We start from the raw sequence: 16,905 nt of genomic DNA, 5'->3' as shown, positions 1-16,905 counted from the left end.
AAGGAGAATCTTGTTATGAAATTAACAGTTTTCGCAATACTCCTGCTCACGCTCATAGCAGGACTGACTCTGCTACAAGTGGAGTCCAACACCGAAACCACGTTCCAAGCCCTTAGCGAAATAGAAATGCTCGCAACACAAGGTGCTGGGACCTGCCAGACAATGGTTCCCGATGCTCACAGATGCCCATCTACTGGCTGTAAGAGAAATGATACCGGGAGCTACAGAGACTATGGCGGATCACATCCTAAATGTGGTGGAAAGAGTTCCTCTCGGGATTGTTACTATGGTTGGCGTAATAGCGAGTGTGGGTACAGACAATGGTACAGGACATCATTGGGCTGCATTTCTTTTCTTGCTGGTTCCAAAGAATTGCTATATACGTGGCAAGTAAATACCAAGCCTACCGTGACCATCTGTTAGAGTTTCTAAATCGAGACCAACTGTTTTATTCTGAGTTAGGCGAGGCGACTCGCCTAACCTTCAAAACGACTACTGTGGCGAGGTGATGATAAAGTTGTCAAAGCTTTTCCGTGCGTGCGGAAAAATCAAACAGTAGATCAATATACCTCGCCTCGATCCAAAGGAGAAATCAAATGTTGAAAAACAAAGTCGGCATCGCCGTAATCTGTATCGTTATTTTATTAGTGGCATCGTTTCTCTATTGGCGTACCTTTGACAGCACCAACACCATACTCGTAACTAACGTGTCACAACGGGCACCAACACAGTCTCCTGAAATGCCCATCGCGGCACCACATCCAGATATTGAAGCGACAGTAAAGACACCTGCTGCACCTAAAGAGGAAACCGACACGATATCCGAAACACCAGAAGATACCGAAGAAGTGAGACAGGCAATTGACTTTCTTGAAACCCTTGAAGAACAAAGTCAATCTGAAAACAACGGCGAAGAAACCGGACAACAAGCGACTGGAAATACATCAGAACTTACGCAAGATGAAATGCTTCAAATTGTCCGAGAAGGTGTTTCTTATTACGATAGTCTCGTCGAAAGCGGTAGTATTGAGTTCATGGTAGAATCGTCCAGCATCGATTTTCCCGGTACCCCTCGCGGTCCCAACGGCACCCGATATGGCACCTTTGAGTTCTCTAATAACGACTTCAAATCCACAATCACCGAAGATATGACTTATTACAATGGCGGCGAAACAGGCAATGCTCCGCACACAAGTCAGTCTACAACAGAATTCGCATATGACGGTGAAACATTTGAAATACTTCGCGAAGACAACAACGGATTCCGCCTTGAACGCCGCACCGACGTTGCATACCCCTCCGTCGATGATCCTCGCTTCTGGGGCTGGAACCTCACAGGCACCACAGAGTCTCTCGTTGATGTTATTGATTCCTTCAATATCGAAAATATTCAAATTGACGAGAGCAGCAGTCAAAACTATTACATAACAGGCACCGTTGCAGATGGCACTGCGGAGTTGTGGGTGAATCCAGAGAAAAGTTATCGCCCCGAACGGTTTACATTTCAAGGACCTATGGGAAGTATCATAAAAGAGTATGATTTTCAAGAAATCGCCCCTGACCTCTGGTTCCCTGTCTCCGCGTCCTCTGTGATCACCGCTATTGACTCCACAACCGGTGTAGAAACCGATATCTTGACCCAATCCATTTCTATGACAAACGTCCGCTTAAACGAACATATCCCCTCATACCACTTTACAATTGAACCACCACCAGGAGCGAGGGTGTATGACCGCCGTACCCGAGAATCCTTTATAGTTCCGGAGGAAAATAACTAATGCGTCTCAATTCTACCTCCCCCAAAAAAAGATTTTGTTTCCCTTTTCTCTCCGTTCTGTTCATAGTAATGCTCTTATTTATAGAGCAGAAGATCAGCAGTGCCCCGCTAACGAACCTCCCCGCAATGGACGCAGAAGCAACACAACTACTGGAACGACTCAAGACAGAAGTTGATGTGTATGCGTCCCAGTTCAAAAGCGGCGAAGTTGAATTCACTATCACGATTCATGCTGTCACACAATCCCCAATTCCATTCGGTACAAAACCGAACTATGAAGAACAGGGACACTGGCAAATCACCTATAAATTTGATGAAGAACACCAATTTTATGATGTCAAGGCACGTAAAAAAATGGAACTCGGTAGCAGATTCCCCCTTCCGGAGTGGACAGACATTCATCATCAATATTTGGTAAAAGAAAAAACGCTGTATGTCTGGGAGAAAATCGGTAGCGAGTGGAAACAACACCCGCCCCGGAAGATGCCTTCAACCTTCTTAGAAGACGGATTCAATCCGCAATGGTGGAACTTACCACCAGAGGGCCTAAAAAGATTCTTTCGCCGCTACAAAACTGTTGATATAAAAAACGTCGAAATCCACGGCATCCCTCACCTCAAACTTAGCTTATACCGTCCTGGCAAAGATAGGCTTGACTCAAACACAACATACGAGATCTGGATAGATCCACAGAAAGACTACCACGCCACACGGACGATAGCATACGAGCGAGGTATCCACGAAACCTTCACACTCAACCCTGACGGCACCCGCAATTTTGAGAGGAGACCTTTTCTCGGAAGGACTCATACCACCTATCAGCTTGCGAGATACGAACCGGGCATCTGGTTCCCCAAAACAGTGACTCAGCAATGGACCGGTACACCCGACATCTCTGAAGTCTTTCCTGACATTCCCGTAACTGAGGTGCCATTAATTATGAATGAGGCACTTATCCCAGAAGCCACACTTGTCAAACGCCTGCAGCCGTATGGCACGTACAGGATACAAGTGCAACGCGCTATTTTCAATATCCCAATTGAACAAAAGGATCTCCCTATAACCTTGGAGAAGTAGGTGTCAGGTATGCTGATTCTGCGAAAAATATTGCTCATCATTATCATTGGATGCCTCTTTTTTATCATGGGTGTCCCCCGTCTTCTCTCCTTAGACGCACACTGGAGTAGCGACGAAGCGCGCTGGCTCAATCGAAGCGCGCAATTCATGTCCGCTGTCAAGCAAGGTGAGTTCTCCAAAACCCTCGTTGCCTACCATCCCGGTGTAACAACGATGTGGCTTGCGGGACTTCGTACCTTTTGGACAGAACCAGGCATAGATATCCCAAACCTCGCTCACGCCCGGTGGTTCGTCGGCGTTGTCGTCTGGTCAGGTATCGGCATAGCCTGTTTCTTACTGTATAAACTCTTTGGACAGTGGATAGCACTTGCTGGATTCGCGTGCCTCGCTACCTCACCCCTCTTTTTGGCACAGGCACGCCGCGTCCATACAGACGCACTCGCCACAATTTTTATTCTGTTGACGGTACTTCTATTTCTACTCTCTTGCCAAAACCGACAGGACCACCGCTATCTCAGCCTTTCAGGTGTCACCTTTGGACTCGCATTACTTTCCAAAAGTTCCGCCCTGATTCTGTTCCCCTTGGTACCGCTGTGTCTGGTCCTCTTTCGGAAGAAACAGACTGGTGGCTTTTGGACACACATCGCAAAGATGCTTGCTTTCATCAACTGCACTGTCCTTACCGTTCTCACACTCTGGCCCCTTTTCTGGACACCCATTTTCGGACTACTGACCCTATGCCTTCTCGGAGTTACCTTTTTGCTATTCAGAGGGGTGGAAAAGGAACGCTGTCCTATAGGACTCCTCATTGCCGCATTTGCCGGACTGGTGCTCATCTGTGTACGGGCAGCACAAAGTGTCTGGCTCGTCTTTGATAGAGTTAACTGGGCAGTCACCACACCGCATGAAGTCGAACACTTTTTTTTAGGAAAAATCGTTAACGACCCGGGTTGGCTCTTCTATCCTTTCGTGCTTACTATCAAAAGCACACCATTGATGCTTCCCCTCGCGCTGCTCGGATGTTTTCTACTTTGGAAACGGCGGAAATATTCCGAGGAGACATCATACCAGTTTCAGATGGCACTCATACTCGCTGCCGGAGTTTTTCTTTTCATGCTCTCCCTTTCAGTAACAAATAAAAAGTTTAGTCGGTACCTGTTACCCGCTTTTCCAATGTTGGAAATCCTCGCGGCTATTGGATTTGTGGAGGGACTCAAATGGAGTTATAATGCACTCCACATACACTTTAGAACAGAGCAAACGGCTTCATACAAAAATGCTCTGGTTGTTATTATATGTATCGGATTATTTTTTATTCAAGTGTTTCCTGTCCTCGCACTCCACCCTTATTACGGTACCTACTATAATCTCTGTTGGAAGCTAACAGACATCACCCAAGTTATTACTGTCGGTGAAGCCTCCGGCTTAGACCTCGCCGCAAAATATCTCAATAAGAAACCAAATGCACATCGCATGCGAATTCTCGTTTCTCCATTATCCGCCCAGTTTATGGAACACTATTTTCGGGGCTTCACACACCACACTGATAGAGGAATAGGGGACCCCATCAATTATGAAGTCATTTATATTCGAGATTCACAAATTGGATATGTGCCACAAACAGGCACACTAAATGGCGAACTGGAGGCACGCATAGCCCTCAATGGCATTGACCACGTCTGGATCTACAGAGTCCAATAGGAGGGGAATTGGATGAAAGTTTGTTTGCTTACACATACATATCCCTGTTTTCCCAATGACACAACAGCACCTTTTGTTGAATCCACAGCAGAGACGCTTCAGAAAGAGGGGGTTGATGTCACTGTGCTCACACCCGATACGCCGAGGTTCGCGCGTACCTTAGCAGACCACACCGTGAACCTACAGACGTATCGCTACTTTTTTCCACGGCGGCTGCAGCGGTTGGGATACTCCAATACACTCGTCAATGATTGTGAACTGAAAAAATATGTCTATCTGCTCGCGCCGTTCATGTTCTTATCCGGCATCTTGCACCTGTTCCGATTGCATCGCAAGCACCGCTTTGACCTAATTCACGCGTTTTGGCTCTTACCCAACGGGTTCATCGGTGCAGTCCTGTGTAAAGTGTACAAATTACCTTTAGTCATTACGATGCAAGGTTCCGATATGTTCATCGCCAAACAGAATCGCCTCTTCAAATGGATAGCAACTTGGGTGTTGAAACACACCGAGATGACGACAAGCGTGACACCCACATTTCTGCCAGAACTCGCAGCACTGGGTGTTCCCGAGGCGAAGCGGTGTCTAATCCTTAACGGCGTAGACCCCGAGGCATTTTTGTCCGTTCCACTAAAGGCACAAGAACATATAGAAATCCGAAGGAGATTTTCAATTTTAGAAGACGATGGTATTATTTTCGCATTAGGACGCGTTGTTTAAAAAAAAGGGTTTGACATCCTGATTCAAGCACTCCCCCTGGTAAAAGAAAAGGTTCCGAATGTTACCCTCATCATCGGTGGTGATGGGACTGACCTGAGTAGATTGAAAACAGTGGCGAAGGAACTCAACGTTTCAAAAAACATCAGGTTCACCGGCACTATTAATCGTTCTGAAGTGCCTGCTTATTTCCATCTCTGCGATGTCTTTACACTCCCTGCGGTTTTTGACCCGAAGGGCAACGTGGACGGTTGCCCGAATGTCATTCTCGAGGCGATGGCGTGTGGAAAACCCGTCGTCGCCTCCGATATCTCCGGCATTCCTATTATCGTCAAAGATGGAGAAACAGGGATTTTGGTAGAGGAGCGAAACGTCGCAGAATTAGCAGCGGCACTCGTTACCCTGCTCACAGACAAATCAAAACGCCAGCGGTTTGGACAGGCAGGGCGCGAACGAATTCTCAACGAACTCACTTGGGACAAGGTGATTGAACAGATAAAGGAGGTGTATCAGCGCAATGTTAAAAACCTTCTGTGATTTCCCGCAACTTTCGATAGTCATACCGGCGTATAACGAAGCAGAATCACTCCCTATTCTATTGGAGCAGATTCAAGTTGCTCTGAAAACGCACACCTATCATTGCGCCGAGGTTATCTTTATCAACGACGGCAGCACGGACGCAACAGCAGCGATCTTAGATGTCCTCTCGATGGAAACACACCCCTTGCCGGTGCATGTTATCCATTTCAAACACAATCAAGGTAAAGCGGAAGCACTCATGGCTGGCTTCGCCGCAGCGACAGGGGATATCGTCATTACTATGGACGCAGACCTCCAAGATGATCCGAACGAGATACCGAAGTTGTTAGAAACTCTCAATAACGGGAATTATGATGTTGTTTCTGGCTGGAAATATCCGCGTAAAGACCCACTGGAGAAACGGGCGTTCTCTTTCGTTTTCAATCGTGTCACTACGTTCTCCACAGGGGTGAAACTTCACGACATGAACTGTGGATTCAAGGCTTACCGTGCCGAAGTTGTCAAAGAACTGCATCTTTACGGCGACCTACATCGATACATCCCGATATTAGTACATCAAGCAGGTTATAGGGTTGGAGAGGTGAAGGTGAAACATCATCCGAGGCGGTTTGGGATTTCTAAGTATGGGTTCAAGCGGATACCGAAAGGGTTCTTTGACCTCTTCACCGTGCTATTTTTAACGAAATATCTCAAACGCCCCCTGCATGTTTTCGGCACCATTGGTGGTTTGGTTGCCTCTCTTGGCATTCTGATAGGACTCTACCTCGCTGTTTTGTGGATGGTGGAAGGTGGTGTCGGTTTCCGTCCGCTGCTGATGTTGTCCGTTTTGATGATAATTCTGGGCATCCAATTCTTCTCTATCGGGTTATTGGGTGAACTTGTTATCGGACTCATCTCCCGACTTGAACGACGCGTGATCCAGGAGAAAACGGATACTGAACACGCGCCGTTCGGGACCAAAAGGAAAACTAAAACATGACCCCCTCGCGGTTGCTGCAGTATGGAAGATTGCTAATTGCATTGGCGATTCTCTGCTTTCTGTTCAAGCAACTTTACACTTCGCTGACAGAGCTCAAAGAAGAAGTGGTCGTGTTCCAACCCTTCTGGTTCGTGCTTTCACTGGTCTTACTTTTCATTTATCAAACTTTGCTGGTTTACCCATGGCGAAAACTTTATGCTTCCGCAGCCCAAAAGTCTGCATCTTTTCAAAAGAGTTGGACACTTTTCCAACTCACACAATTTGGCAAGTACGTCCCCGGCAAAGTCGGGCAGTTTGTTGGCATTATCGCCTTGTGTCAACCCCTCGGACTTTCAAAAACCGCTGCGATTGTGAGTACCATACAAGGGCTTGCCCTTCAGTGTCTGCTTGGAATAGCACTTGGTGGGCCTGTCTTGATGTCTCCCATTTTACACAACGACTTCTATGGTTTGCATCTGGAGAATACACTTCTCATAGGACTCACAGTTTTGATTGGTGGCGGCACAGTTGTTCTCATGCTCTTTTTTAGAAATCCGAAAATCGTTAAAAAATATATACGCACACTCTTTTTCATTTCAGGAATGCGCCATATTGTCGCCACTTATTTTCTTCTCTGGATTTACTTTGGAATCGCCTTTTTTCTTTTTATCAAAAGTATACATCCCCTCCAGTACCACCAGTTCTTCAGACTCACAAGTGTCTACTCCCTCGCGTGGAGCATCGGTTTCCTTAGTCTGATAACCCCCGGCGGGTTAGGTGTTCGAGAAAGTCTTTTGAGTGTTTTGCTAACGTTGTGTCTACCCTCTACAACAGCAATGCTGGTCGCTCTCCTCTCTCGATTCTGGATGCTGAGCAGCGAACTGTTCGCAGGCAGTATTGCTTTCGGATTTTACTATAGGCAGAGACATGTATAATCACATTAAAAAAGAGATAAAAACGGTTGTTCTCAGATGCCTCTCAAAGGTAAAACAGAGATACCCTGTCCGACAAACAGATGCAGCCACGGATAACACATATATTTTTGTGGAAATTGGAACAGGATCAAAAGCAGAATGGACATACCTTATTCGAGACGATTGGCGGGACACCGCACGGAGGAAACGCCGGACCGATTCGTTGCGTTCCCTTCCCGAGTCGTGGCTCTCTAAAGAGGGCCATTGGCACGGCTATCTCGTAGAAGCACACCCGCGCAACTTCTGCGCGCTCGTTGAAAAAACGATAGGAAACAAAAAACTCAGACCCTTTTTACACCGACTTACTTTCATCAATGCGGCAATCAGCGAGGCATCACTGTTTAGCGCAATGGGTATGGAAATAGGTCCACTTAGTAACCTTTTTGTCAATCGCTTCGCCTTGGAAGAGACGAAACACCTTCATACCGATATGATTGACAACACAGTAACTTTCAAACTCTTTACCGTCTCGCTTGAGACACTGATTTCGGCACTAAACCACAAACACATTCACCTCTTACGTTTAGATGTTGAAGGCGCAGAAGTGCCGATTTTGAAGGCATACCCTTGGCACCTAAAACCGATGCTCCTCAGTGTGGAGCATCATTGTCAAGAAGGTAAAGCTTTTATTCGACAAGTATTAGAGACACAAGGCTACCGAATTGACGCACAGAATCCGGAAGAACTCCGTGGTGTGCTTAGAGAGAAGTTATCAACCGAATAAACACACTCGCAAATTAGGAGAATTCTTTGAACAACACAATACATATAAATGAGCATAAACTCATCGCTCGTACACAACAAGGCGACCCCGAAAGCTTTAACCCCCTTGTCACCAAATACCAAAATCACATCTATACTCTCATCCAAAAACAGGTTCAAGACCCCGAAATCGCAAAAAACTTGACCCAGGAAACGTTTTTAAAGGCGTTTCGTGCCATCAACACCTTCCGCGGTGACTCGGCGTTCTATTCATGGATATACCGCATCGCCCGAAACATTTGTATCGACTTTCAGCGGAAGCAACAGGCGGAACAAGACATTGCTCCCCTTCACACTATAGATGAACGTCGCATCACAGACACGCACTCCGACCCTGGTGACATCCTCCAAAAACAGGAACTGCGACAAATACTTCGAGATGCTATTGCGCACCTACCACCGACCCGCCAACGTGTATTTCTGCTGCGCTACGCTGAGGAACTCCCTATCAAAGATATCGCCACCCGCATCAAACGAAGCGAGGGCACGGTGAAAACGCACTTGCATAAAGCACACCATCAACTCCGAGAGTTGCTCACGCCCTATCGGCAAAACCAACACATCCCCTGGCTCACCTCTTAGCAGAGAAACCACCATATTTAGGACGGACGCAAAATCTCATCGTTTGTTTGTGGAAGTAAGTGAAATCTACAATTATTTGGACATTGCGGGGAGGCGAGGATACAATTCTCGCCAGCGATTGTGAGGGTTTCGTTCATTAAGCAACCATCCACATATTTTGGGGCTTTATTATAATTGGGAGTCTGGAAGATTGGAAGGGTAGAAACGTGGGGGGAAGGTTCCCTATCCTTCTGTTCCTCAGGTTTGATGCCTGGTAAAGTGATACATCTACGAGAAACAGGCAAAAGACCATAGCGCGTCTCACCAAATAAACCTTAGAGTCCTCAATCTTTTCACGCTATGCACCCTTTTCACTCAAAATTGTGTCTTTAATAATTAAAGGACATCACGTTCCATACTTAATCGGAATCGATCCAATCAAGTTCAATTTTTGGGCTAAAATCCATATCTTTCCCCGTTATGCAAGTTTTCGATCCAAAAGTTTTATATTAAAGCCCGAAAATATGTAGACAGTTTCTCAGTGAACAGAACCGTCACTGCCGCTGGTGGGGTTGTAATCCTGCCCTCGTAATGTCCAAATAATTATGGGTTTTACTATAGAACTCATAGCGAGTAAGTGCTATGAATGGTTGAAAGTTATACGAAAGTTAATCATAGAATATGCGAGATGACGAAATCCTAACCGAGTCTCTTTGAGTTTATCGTAGCTCAGTGCGAGTTTTCGATAGGTATCCTGCCAGCCGAAAGTTCGCTCAACTTTATATCGGTCTTTGTATATCTCTTTGTTAAACCAGCGAAACATGCGCGCAATGACGATAGGTTCTTTAGCATTCCGCCGGTTGGGATAAATCACGGGGGTCAGTCCATGTTCTCTAATCAGGTGATGATTCGCCTTAGAATCAAACCCTGAGTCAAGCGTCAGAGCAGCACCTGAAAGATCCATGCCGATCCGTTTACTAAAGGCGATTATATCGCTGAAGGAGACCTCAGGCAAAAGTGTTGTATCCTGTCGGTTGACGGGTTTGATCGTTATCGGTCCTATGATGAACCCATGATTATCGGTGATCGTCACCTCTTTTTCACCTTTCTGATGTTTGTGTCCGGAGTATCCGATACCATCACCCCTTTTTTCACGACGGTGTTTGACCCATCTCCATGAAGGCGGGTCGTATCAAGTTGATCCGTATCAAGCAAATGGATGACAGATGCCTGAAAAAGTTTCTCATACGAGCCATCTTTTGACCAGCGACGATGCCATTTATACACATTAGACCAATGCAGTTCATTGCGTCGGGTTCGGAGTTGATTCCATTGAATACCTGTATGCAAAACATAGAGGATATAGTTAAATATCTTGTAGAAAGAAAGTTTCGGCTTTGGACCTTTGACGCATTTCTTCAGATGTGGCAAGATATAGTGATTAAAATCCTTACGCGAAACTTGCTTCGGAATACCTTTGTATCTCGGGGACTTTTCAGACGCGTTTGCCATAAGAGCACCTTTCATAAAGTAAGGTCATAAAGTAAGGGGTGTCAAAAGTGGAATAAAGGGACATAAAACAAAACCTTTTCTTCCCCTATTTTACAACGTTTCTATGTTTTACTCAATATGACTTCATATATTGAATTTTTTGTCAAAAAAAAGAAGGAGGCACGTCTACATCTGACAAACTAAATCATAGGGCTTGACCTAAAAAATGATAACAGCACGTTCGTGAAATGGAAATTTGTTTTGTTGACTCCTGCACAACCTGAGCGTGCGTTTATGGTAAATCCCATTGACCACTTGATCAAACTTGGACAGATGACTATGGCAACTGAATAAGATGAAAAAAGTAACGAAAAACCCAACCAAGACCCATACTTTTATTGTTGGAGATACCTCAAATATAGGGGTGAATTTACAGAATCTCCTTGAACAGGAGGGTTATGAAATCTCCACTGCCCCCAAGGGGAGTGAGGTGCTTCGCCAGATGCTCAACGCAGCACCGGAGGCGACAGTGCTAACTCTTCAGGTAGCAGCGCAGCACCTTGACAGGGTGCATAATACGACAGAAAATTCACAAGAACACGCAGGCACCCTGTTTCCACCGGAGATGCCTCTGAAACGAGAGATGTTGGAAGGGGATTACGCCGACATTATCGGTGAGAGTGCAGAACTTGTTAAGGTTCTGCACATGATTGAAAGGTTTGCGAAATTTCCAACAACGGTGCTTATTTCCGGCGAGACGGGAACCGGCAAAGAACTGGTAGCAGACGCATTGCACAAACAAAGCAACCGATCAAAGAAAAAATTCCTTGCCGTTAACTGTGCGGGGATTTCGGAGCAGCTGGTGGACACTGAACTCTTTGGATATGAGAAGGGATCGTTTACCGGCGCGGAGGCACAACGTAGTGGCATGTTTGAAGCGGCACAAGGTGGGACACTGTTCCTGGATGAAATCGGTGAGTTCTCCAAGCACCTTCAATCCAAGTTGTTACGCGTACTTCAGGCAGGTAAGATTAGACGCGTCGGTGGAACAGCAGAAATTCCGGTGGATGTCCGTGTTGTGGCGGCTACCAACTGCGACCTTGCGCAAGCGGTTAAAGAGGATAGGTTTCGCGAAGACCTCTATCAGCGATTAAAGCCACTTCATATCCTTATGCCACCGTTGCGTCAGCGGCGGGAGGACATCCCCGCGTTGGTAGAACACTTTTTGAAGAAACACAACCAAGTCCAAGTTGAAAAGAAAGGCAGTATAAGTCCACAAGCCCTCGCGTTACTCCAAGGCTTCGACTGGCCCGGGAATATCCGAGAACTGGAAGGTAGCATAATCTACGCACTCCACTTTGCCAGAGACAGCACTATTTTACCGATGCACTTACCGCAGTTCCTCCAGGAGGACTCCGCGCACCCGGTACCTTTACCCGAAGAACATTCTGACGGCGAAGAAGGCCCCACGGTATCCTTTCGCATCGGGCGGACGTTGAAGGAGATAGAGCAGGTGTATATCCTGGAAACTTTAGAGTGGATGGACAAGCATCGTGCCAAAACAGCGAGTGTCTTGGACATAAATGTGCAGACCCTGAGGAGCAGGTTAAAAAACTATAATGTTTCTTAGCGCACTCTCCAAACTGCAAGACATCCTTCAATTACTTGCGCACTATAGGGGCGAGGATACAATCTTCGCCAGCGGCGGTGTAGGTGGATCTGTCCCTTTGAAATGTTTACATAACTTTATATACTCCCAGACATATATTGTTGGAAAATTTCAGAGGATTGTGGTAGAATTAAAAAAAATGGAAGGAGGATGCGTACAGTGTTATTCAATAATAGTAACAATCCCAAAAAACCCTACAAAAATGAGAACCGTCTGTCGCGACGCTCCTTTTTCAAAGGATCTGTTGGACTTGCTGCCTCCGCGCTCGCCGCAGGTAAGGTGATTCTGCCTGCAGATGCCCAGTTCAGAGGTGGGTTCCGAGAATACATTCCTTACGATGCTGTGCGAGATGTCCATTACGGCACACGATACGGGGAAATCGAACATCATTATCCTGAGATGAATCCGACAGGCGAGAAGTTCACGTTCGTACGACTCAAGTACCCGGGTGGTGATTGGTATACGAACATCGTCAACTATTATCGCTGGCAATCGGATTTGCAGTTCTCCAAAGAGCTCGCTAAAAATACGACGATTGATGTTGAAGTGCGCGAGCATCCACAATACGTTGACATTGACGATGAGGGGTTATTCGCCTATCCGTTCCTCTTTATGACGGGACATACCGGGATTCGACTTTCTCCTGAACAGATCCGAAAGTTGAGAGATTACTTTGAACGTGGCGGTTTTCTCCACGTCGAAGATTGTGATGCCCGCCTCAACAATTACCGCGGCGGCTTGCGTCCGCACGTCTACCAGATGATGCGACAGGTCTATCCCGAAAAGAAATTTGAACGCCTGGAGATGAGCCACCCGATTTATCGGACGCTTTACCACCACGATGAATACCTCGGTGGCGATAAACGCATCCCTGGTGTTTCCGATTACGACGAGGCAATCATGGACGACGATCGCGTGATTGTCTATTTCTGTCCGAGCGACCTGAATTGTGCGTGGGAAGGTAGAATTTGCGAACCTGATCATAAAGCGCAACAAGAATGGGCATTTCAACAAGGAATGAATGTTGTCGCGTATGCCTTAACACGGTAAGTAGTTATCGGTTTTCAGCCATCAGTTTTCAGTTAACTTTGGATGTAGGTACACCTTTTGTAATTGCCAGGATCCAATGGATATGTGGAACATAAAGAAATTGCTATCGCCCCCCAAACGAGACTGATAATTGACGATCAACAACTGAAAACTAACAAGTGGAAGCACGCTATCACGATGATAGCAATCATATAACTTCCGCGGAGGAAAATCATGGAAACGAATTATAGATCAGTTTGCTGGCATCTTTTGAAATGTCCGGTGTTTTGTCTCGTAACGCTGTTCATCGTTTTTGCCCCTTACGCCAACGCGCAAAAACGATTCTCAGATGCGGTCGGTCCTGTTCCGGTTGAAGAGGTAACAGTAATAACCCCGTTGGTCGTGCCATATATCACATGGGGTGGTGAAGCAGCACTCTTCCATGCCAACGGCGGGTTGACGACTCAGCCCGGAACGATTATGGCGGAACTGGGCATGAATCTCAAACTGGTGCCGGGTGATAATTTTCAGCAGCAGGTCCGCGACTATCTCTCAGGCAAATCCCCGTTTCTGCGTGGCACATTCAGAATGATCGCACAAGCAAGCGAAGCCGTGGGAAAAGATGCCCGTACAAAACCGGTCGTTTTTGGACAGCTCACTTGGTCGGCAGGCGATCATTTCGTTGGGCGTTCTAACATTCGCAAAATATCTGACCTCAGAGGTAAAAAGATCGCTATCCAAAACGGGGGACCGCACGTAGGAATGCTCTATGATATGCTAAAAACCGCCCGTCTTTCAAAGTCACAGGTGGAAATTGTTTGGGTGGACGAACTAACAGGTGCGAACGGACCCGCAGAACGCTTCCGAAATGACGCAACTATCGCAGGCTGCTTTGTAATAACGCCCGATATGATCGGATTGACAGGGGGTCCCGAGAATACTGGCACAGGTGCCGAAGGCACTGTCAAAGGCGCATCGGTTGTTGTCAGTACCGCCACACTTTCTCGGTCTATTGCCGATGTTTACGCCTGCCGCAAAGATTTCTATGACGCTTACAAACCGTTTGTTGAACGCTTCTTTGCCGGTTATCTCAAGGGTGCCGAAGAGGTCGTGGCTCTCAAAAAAACCTACGAAGCGAGCGGATCCGCAAAATACACGCAGCTCCTGACGATGATGCAAAACATCTACGGTAAAGAAGTGTTACCAACGCTTGAAGAGGATGCGCACGGCTTAATCGCGGATTGCACGTTTGTTGGGCAACCCGGAAATATCGCTTTCTTTAACGATCCGAGTAATACGATTACCGGTTTTGAAGGCTTCAATAAAGCAGGTCTGGATATGGCTGTGAACTGGGGATTTGCGAGACAGCGATATGCCCTGATTCCCTCCGATTTAGATTTTAACTCGTCAACCTTTAAGAACTTACTGACGACGACTGTTACAGCGCCTACACAATTGAAACAAACACGTTTCAAAAAAGAGACTGTCCGCGCTGAAATTGAATCGTTCAACGAAGACGCAGTACTTGATGAAAAGACGCTTATCTCGTTTACAATTCAGTTCAAGGCAAACCAAGACACTTTTAGTGATACCGAATACCAAGAAGAATTTGACAGGGTTGTTGAACTCGCTTCTAAATACGGGAATGCTGCAATCGCCATCAAAGGACACAGCGACCCCTCGCGAACATTGAGTGTATTAGTGAAAACAGGACTCCAAAAAGGTATTTTGAAACGGACAGGTACCCGAGGTAATTATAAATATTTTATGGACGGTAAGGCTTTTAGTTTGGAAGATACTGGAAACCTGATTCGACTGGTCCAGCAGAAGAAGTTTGACGATGGTAGCAGCATTGAGAGTCCCTATCAAGTGATGCGGGCTGCACTGAAACTCTCCGAGCAGCGCGGGCAAGCCGTTAAACAGGCGATTATCACCTACGCACGTCGCAAAAACGCACGTATCGATCCCGACCAGATTGTGCCGGTAGGCGTCGGAATCAAGGAACCCGTTATTGCAAAGCCGACCAGCCCGACTGAAGCAGCAGAAAATCGACGTGTCGAATTCGCACTGATTAAAGTTTCAGCAGAAGCCGTCGCAGTCTCCGACTTTGATTTTTGATAGTTATCGGTTACAAGAACCACTGAAAACTGACAACCACTTCCCGGATAGGGTCTTTTTATGAAATTTATTAGAATTGCCAGTTCCGGTACGCGATTTATTCTCCTATTGAGTCTGTTCATCTTTGGTCTCCAGATTTGCAGTGCTGACGATGACATCCATAAAGATAACATCATTGTGATCCTTGATGCCTCCGGTTCAATGCAGGACAAATTTAGTGGAGATCGGACGAAATCGAAGATGGAAGCAGCGAAGGCAGCACTACAAGAAGTTCTCTCGAAAATTCCGGATGATACATATATCGGATTATTAGTGTTTAGTGGTGCCAACATCCGTAACGAATGGGTATATCCATTGGGACCGAAGGACACCCAAAAACTGACAGCAGCCATTCATCTACCGCAACCCGGTGGGAATACGCCCTTAGGGAAATACATCCGAATTGGTGCAAATCGCCTCCTTGAACAACGAGAAAAACAGTATAACTACGGAAACTATCGGTTGTTAGTTGTCACAGACGGTGAGGCTTCGGATGCCGACAAAGTCAAGCACTATACACCTGAAATCCTCAATCGACAGATTCGCGTTGACGTGATCGGTGTAGATATGAAAACCGATCACATGTTGGCAAATGTCGTAGATAGCTATCGCAAGGCAGATAACCCTGGCGAGTTGGTGGCAGCAGTGTCGCAGATCCTCGCTGAAACTGACGATACGGGAACAGACCTTGGTGGAGAAGATGCCTTTGAATATATTGCCCCACTTTCATCGGAGATTGCCGCTGATTTGATCCAGCGACTTACAACGCCGCCCAGCAATACGTCAATTGCTGTAAAGCATATAGAAGCAACGCCGTCGCAAACGACAACACCAAGAAAGACTCCGACACCACAGCGACCCGATGAAAACCAAGGCACTCTATGGTTCGTTATGATTCTAATTGTGCTCGCCGTTACAGGTTTCTTGGTTTTCAGAAGTAGGAAATAGGAACTATGGACGCTGGAAAGAAAAAACGCCTAATCATCGCAGTAGCAAGCTGGCTCATTATCATCGGGATTAGCGGGTTAGCTTACAAGTTTGTTGTTGAACCGTGGCTTCGAGGGGATCTCGTCAAAGAGACGAGCACACAACGGTATGCCCACACTATCAAAGTGGCGCACGACTCGTTTCCGGGGTACGCGATACTCCGCTCTCCGGCTGTTCAGAACTTGCTCGACCGGCAAGGCATTAAACTCTCGTTCGTTGACGACAAAGCCGACTATGTAGGCAGGGCACGCGCCCTGAAAAGCGGTAAGGTTCAGATGGCAGTTTTCACCATCGATGCCTACCTCAAGGCGGGGAGCGTTATCGGCGAGTTTCCAGGTTCAATTGTCCTCGTGATTGATGAATCTAAAGGGGCAGATGCGATTGTTGCGTATAAGCGAGGGGTCCCTCAAATACCAAGTTTGAGCAATCCGCGGGCGCGCATCGTGTTGACACCCGATTCACCGAGTGAAACGCTTGCGCGAATTATGATTAACAAAATGAGTCT

At 46.6% G+C, this 16,905-nt stretch carries 16 protein-coding genes; 14 read left to right on the top strand and 2 right to left on the bottom strand.

Going from position 1 to position 16,905, the window contains the following annotated elements; all coding sequences use genetic code 11:
• The first annotated feature begins 596 nt into the window (after positions 1-596).
• The 9 genes from OXH39_08780 (at position 597) to OXH39_08740 (ending at position 9,088) form a co-directional block, all read left to right on the top strand.
• A complete protein-coding gene (locus OXH39_08780; protein ID MCY3550544.1) occupies positions 597-1,778 on the top strand; it encodes a hypothetical protein in 1,182 nt (393 codons plus the stop codon).
• A gap of 68 nt (positions 1,779-1,846) precedes the next feature.
• Complete coding sequence (locus OXH39_08775) at positions 1,847-2,854, top strand: hypothetical protein (GenBank protein ID MCY3550543.1); 1,008 nt, start codon at positions 1,847-1,849, stop codon at positions 2,852-2,854.
• A 9-nt stretch (positions 2,855-2,863) separates the two neighbouring features.
• On the top strand, positions 2,864-4,555 hold the full coding sequence (locus OXH39_08770) for a glycosyltransferase family 39 protein (GenBank protein ID MCY3550542.1): 1,692 nt from the start codon (positions 2,864-2,866) through the stop codon (positions 4,553-4,555).
• A gap of 12 nt (positions 4,556-4,567) precedes the next feature.
• Positions 4,568-5,275, top strand: a complete 708-nt coding sequence (locus OXH39_08765; GenBank protein MCY3550541.1) for a glycosyltransferase — start codon at positions 4,568-4,570, stop codon at positions 5,273-5,275.
• A 15-nt stretch (positions 5,276-5,290) separates the two neighbouring features.
• Complete coding sequence (locus OXH39_08760; GenBank protein ID MCY3550540.1) at positions 5,291-5,809, top strand: glycosyltransferase family 4 protein; 519 nt, start codon at positions 5,291-5,293, stop codon at positions 5,807-5,809.
• Positions 5,790-6,791, top strand: a complete 1,002-nt coding sequence (locus tag OXH39_08755; GenBank protein MCY3550539.1) for a glycosyltransferase family 2 protein — start codon at positions 5,790-5,792, stop codon at positions 6,789-6,791. Before OXH39_08760 ends, OXH39_08755 begins: the two co-directional genes overlap by 20 nt.
• Positions 6,788-7,705: a lysylphosphatidylglycerol synthase domain-containing protein gene (locus tag OXH39_08750; protein MCY3550538.1), complete on the top strand. Its 918-nt coding sequence runs from the start codon at positions 6,788-6,790 to the stop codon at positions 7,703-7,705. Before OXH39_08755 ends, OXH39_08750 begins: the two co-directional genes overlap by 4 nt.
• Positions 7,698-8,468 carry an FkbM family methyltransferase gene (locus OXH39_08745; protein ID MCY3550537.1) on the top strand — a complete coding sequence of 257 codons (771 nt, stop codon included), beginning with the start codon at positions 7,698-7,700 and terminating at the stop codon, positions 8,466-8,468. Before OXH39_08750 ends, OXH39_08745 begins: the two co-directional genes overlap by 8 nt.
• 26 nt (positions 8,469-8,494) lie before the next feature.
• Entirely contained in the window at positions 8,495-9,088 is a 594-nt protein-coding gene (locus OXH39_08740) for a sigma-70 family RNA polymerase sigma factor (protein ID MCY3550536.1), read from the top strand.
• Between the two features lie 619 nt (positions 9,089-9,707).
• Here the strand turns inward: OXH39_08740 and OXH39_08735 are convergent.
• The gene (locus OXH39_08735) at positions 9,708-10,202 is read right to left on the bottom strand and encodes a transposase (protein ID MCY3550535.1); all 495 of its coding nucleotides are present in this window, start codon (positions 10,200-10,202) and stop codon (positions 9,708-9,710) included.
• Positions 10,157-10,579, bottom strand: coding sequence for a transposase (locus tag OXH39_08730; protein MCY3550534.1), 423 nt, complete (start codon positions 10,577-10,579; stop codon positions 10,157-10,159). Before OXH39_08730 ends, OXH39_08735 begins: the two co-directional genes overlap by 46 nt.
• A 334-nt stretch (positions 10,580-10,913) precedes the next feature.
• On the opposite strand from OXH39_08730, the gene OXH39_08725 reads away from it, so the two are divergent.
• The 5 genes from OXH39_08725 to OXH39_08705 form a co-directional block, all read left to right on the top strand.
• Positions 10,914-12,188 (top strand): sigma-54 dependent transcriptional regulator, encoded by a 1,275-nt coding sequence (locus OXH39_08725; GenBank protein ID MCY3550533.1) that lies wholly within the window; start codon positions 10,914-10,916, stop codon positions 12,186-12,188.
• 198 nt (positions 12,189-12,386) lie between these two features.
• The gene (locus OXH39_08720) at positions 12,387-13,277 is read left to right on the top strand and encodes a DUF4159 domain-containing protein (GenBank protein ID MCY3550532.1); all 891 of its coding nucleotides are present in this window, start codon (positions 12,387-12,389) and stop codon (positions 13,275-13,277) included.
• A gap of 213 nt (positions 13,278-13,490) precedes the next feature.
• Positions 13,491-15,374, top strand: coding sequence for an ABC transporter substrate-binding protein (locus OXH39_08715; protein MCY3550531.1), 1,884 nt, complete (start codon positions 13,491-13,493; stop codon positions 15,372-15,374).
• A 60-nt stretch (positions 15,375-15,434) separates the two neighbouring features.
• On the top strand, positions 15,435-16,361 hold the full coding sequence (locus OXH39_08710; protein MCY3550530.1) for a VWA domain-containing protein: 927 nt from the start codon (positions 15,435-15,437) through the stop codon (positions 16,359-16,361).
• A 5-nt stretch (positions 16,362-16,366) separates the two neighbouring features.
• The coding region (locus OXH39_08705; protein ID MCY3550529.1) for a hypothetical protein at positions 16,367-16,905 on the top strand (539 nt) is incomplete at its 3' end.

Source organism: Candidatus Poribacteria bacterium (assembly GCA_026702755.1).
Lineage (GTDB): Bacteria > Poribacteria > WGA-4E > WGA-4E > WGA-3G > WGA-3G.
Note: the sequence above shows the minus strand (reverse complement) of the source record. Positions and strands in the feature narration are given on the sequence as shown.

Coding starts and splice junctions, on each gene's coding strand:
- OXH39_08780 (MCY3550544.1), top strand. CDS start 597: ATGTTGAAAAACAAAGTCGGCATCGCCGTAATCTGTATCGTTATTTTA.
- OXH39_08775 (MCY3550543.1), top strand. CDS start 1,847: ATGCTCTTATTTATAGAGCAGAAGATCAGCAGTGCCCCGCTAACGAAC.
- OXH39_08770 (MCY3550542.1), top strand. CDS start 2,864: ATGCTGATTCTGCGAAAAATATTGCTCATCATTATCATTGGATGCCTC.
- OXH39_08765 (MCY3550541.1), top strand. CDS start 4,568: ATGAAAGTTTGTTTGCTTACACATACATATCCCTGTTTTCCCAATGAC.
- OXH39_08755 (MCY3550539.1), top strand. CDS start 5,790: ATGTTAAAAACCTTCTGTGATTTCCCGCAACTTTCGATAGTCATACCG.
- OXH39_08750 (MCY3550538.1), top strand. CDS start 6,788: ATGACCCCCTCGCGGTTGCTGCAGTATGGAAGATTGCTAATTGCATTG.
- OXH39_08745 (MCY3550537.1), top strand. CDS start 7,698: ATGTATAATCACATTAAAAAAGAGATAAAAACGGTTGTTCTCAGATGC.
- OXH39_08730 (MCY3550534.1), bottom strand. CDS start 10,579: ATGGCAAACGCGTCTGAAAAGTCCCCGAGATACAAAGGTATTCCGAAG.
- OXH39_08725 (MCY3550533.1), top strand. CDS start 10,914: ATGAAAAAAGTAACGAAAAACCCAACCAAGACCCATACTTTTATTGTT.
- OXH39_08715 (MCY3550531.1), top strand. CDS start 13,491: ATGGAAACGAATTATAGATCAGTTTGCTGGCATCTTTTGAAATGTCCG.
- OXH39_08710 (MCY3550530.1), top strand. CDS start 15,435: ATGAAATTTATTAGAATTGCCAGTTCCGGTACGCGATTTATTCTCCTA.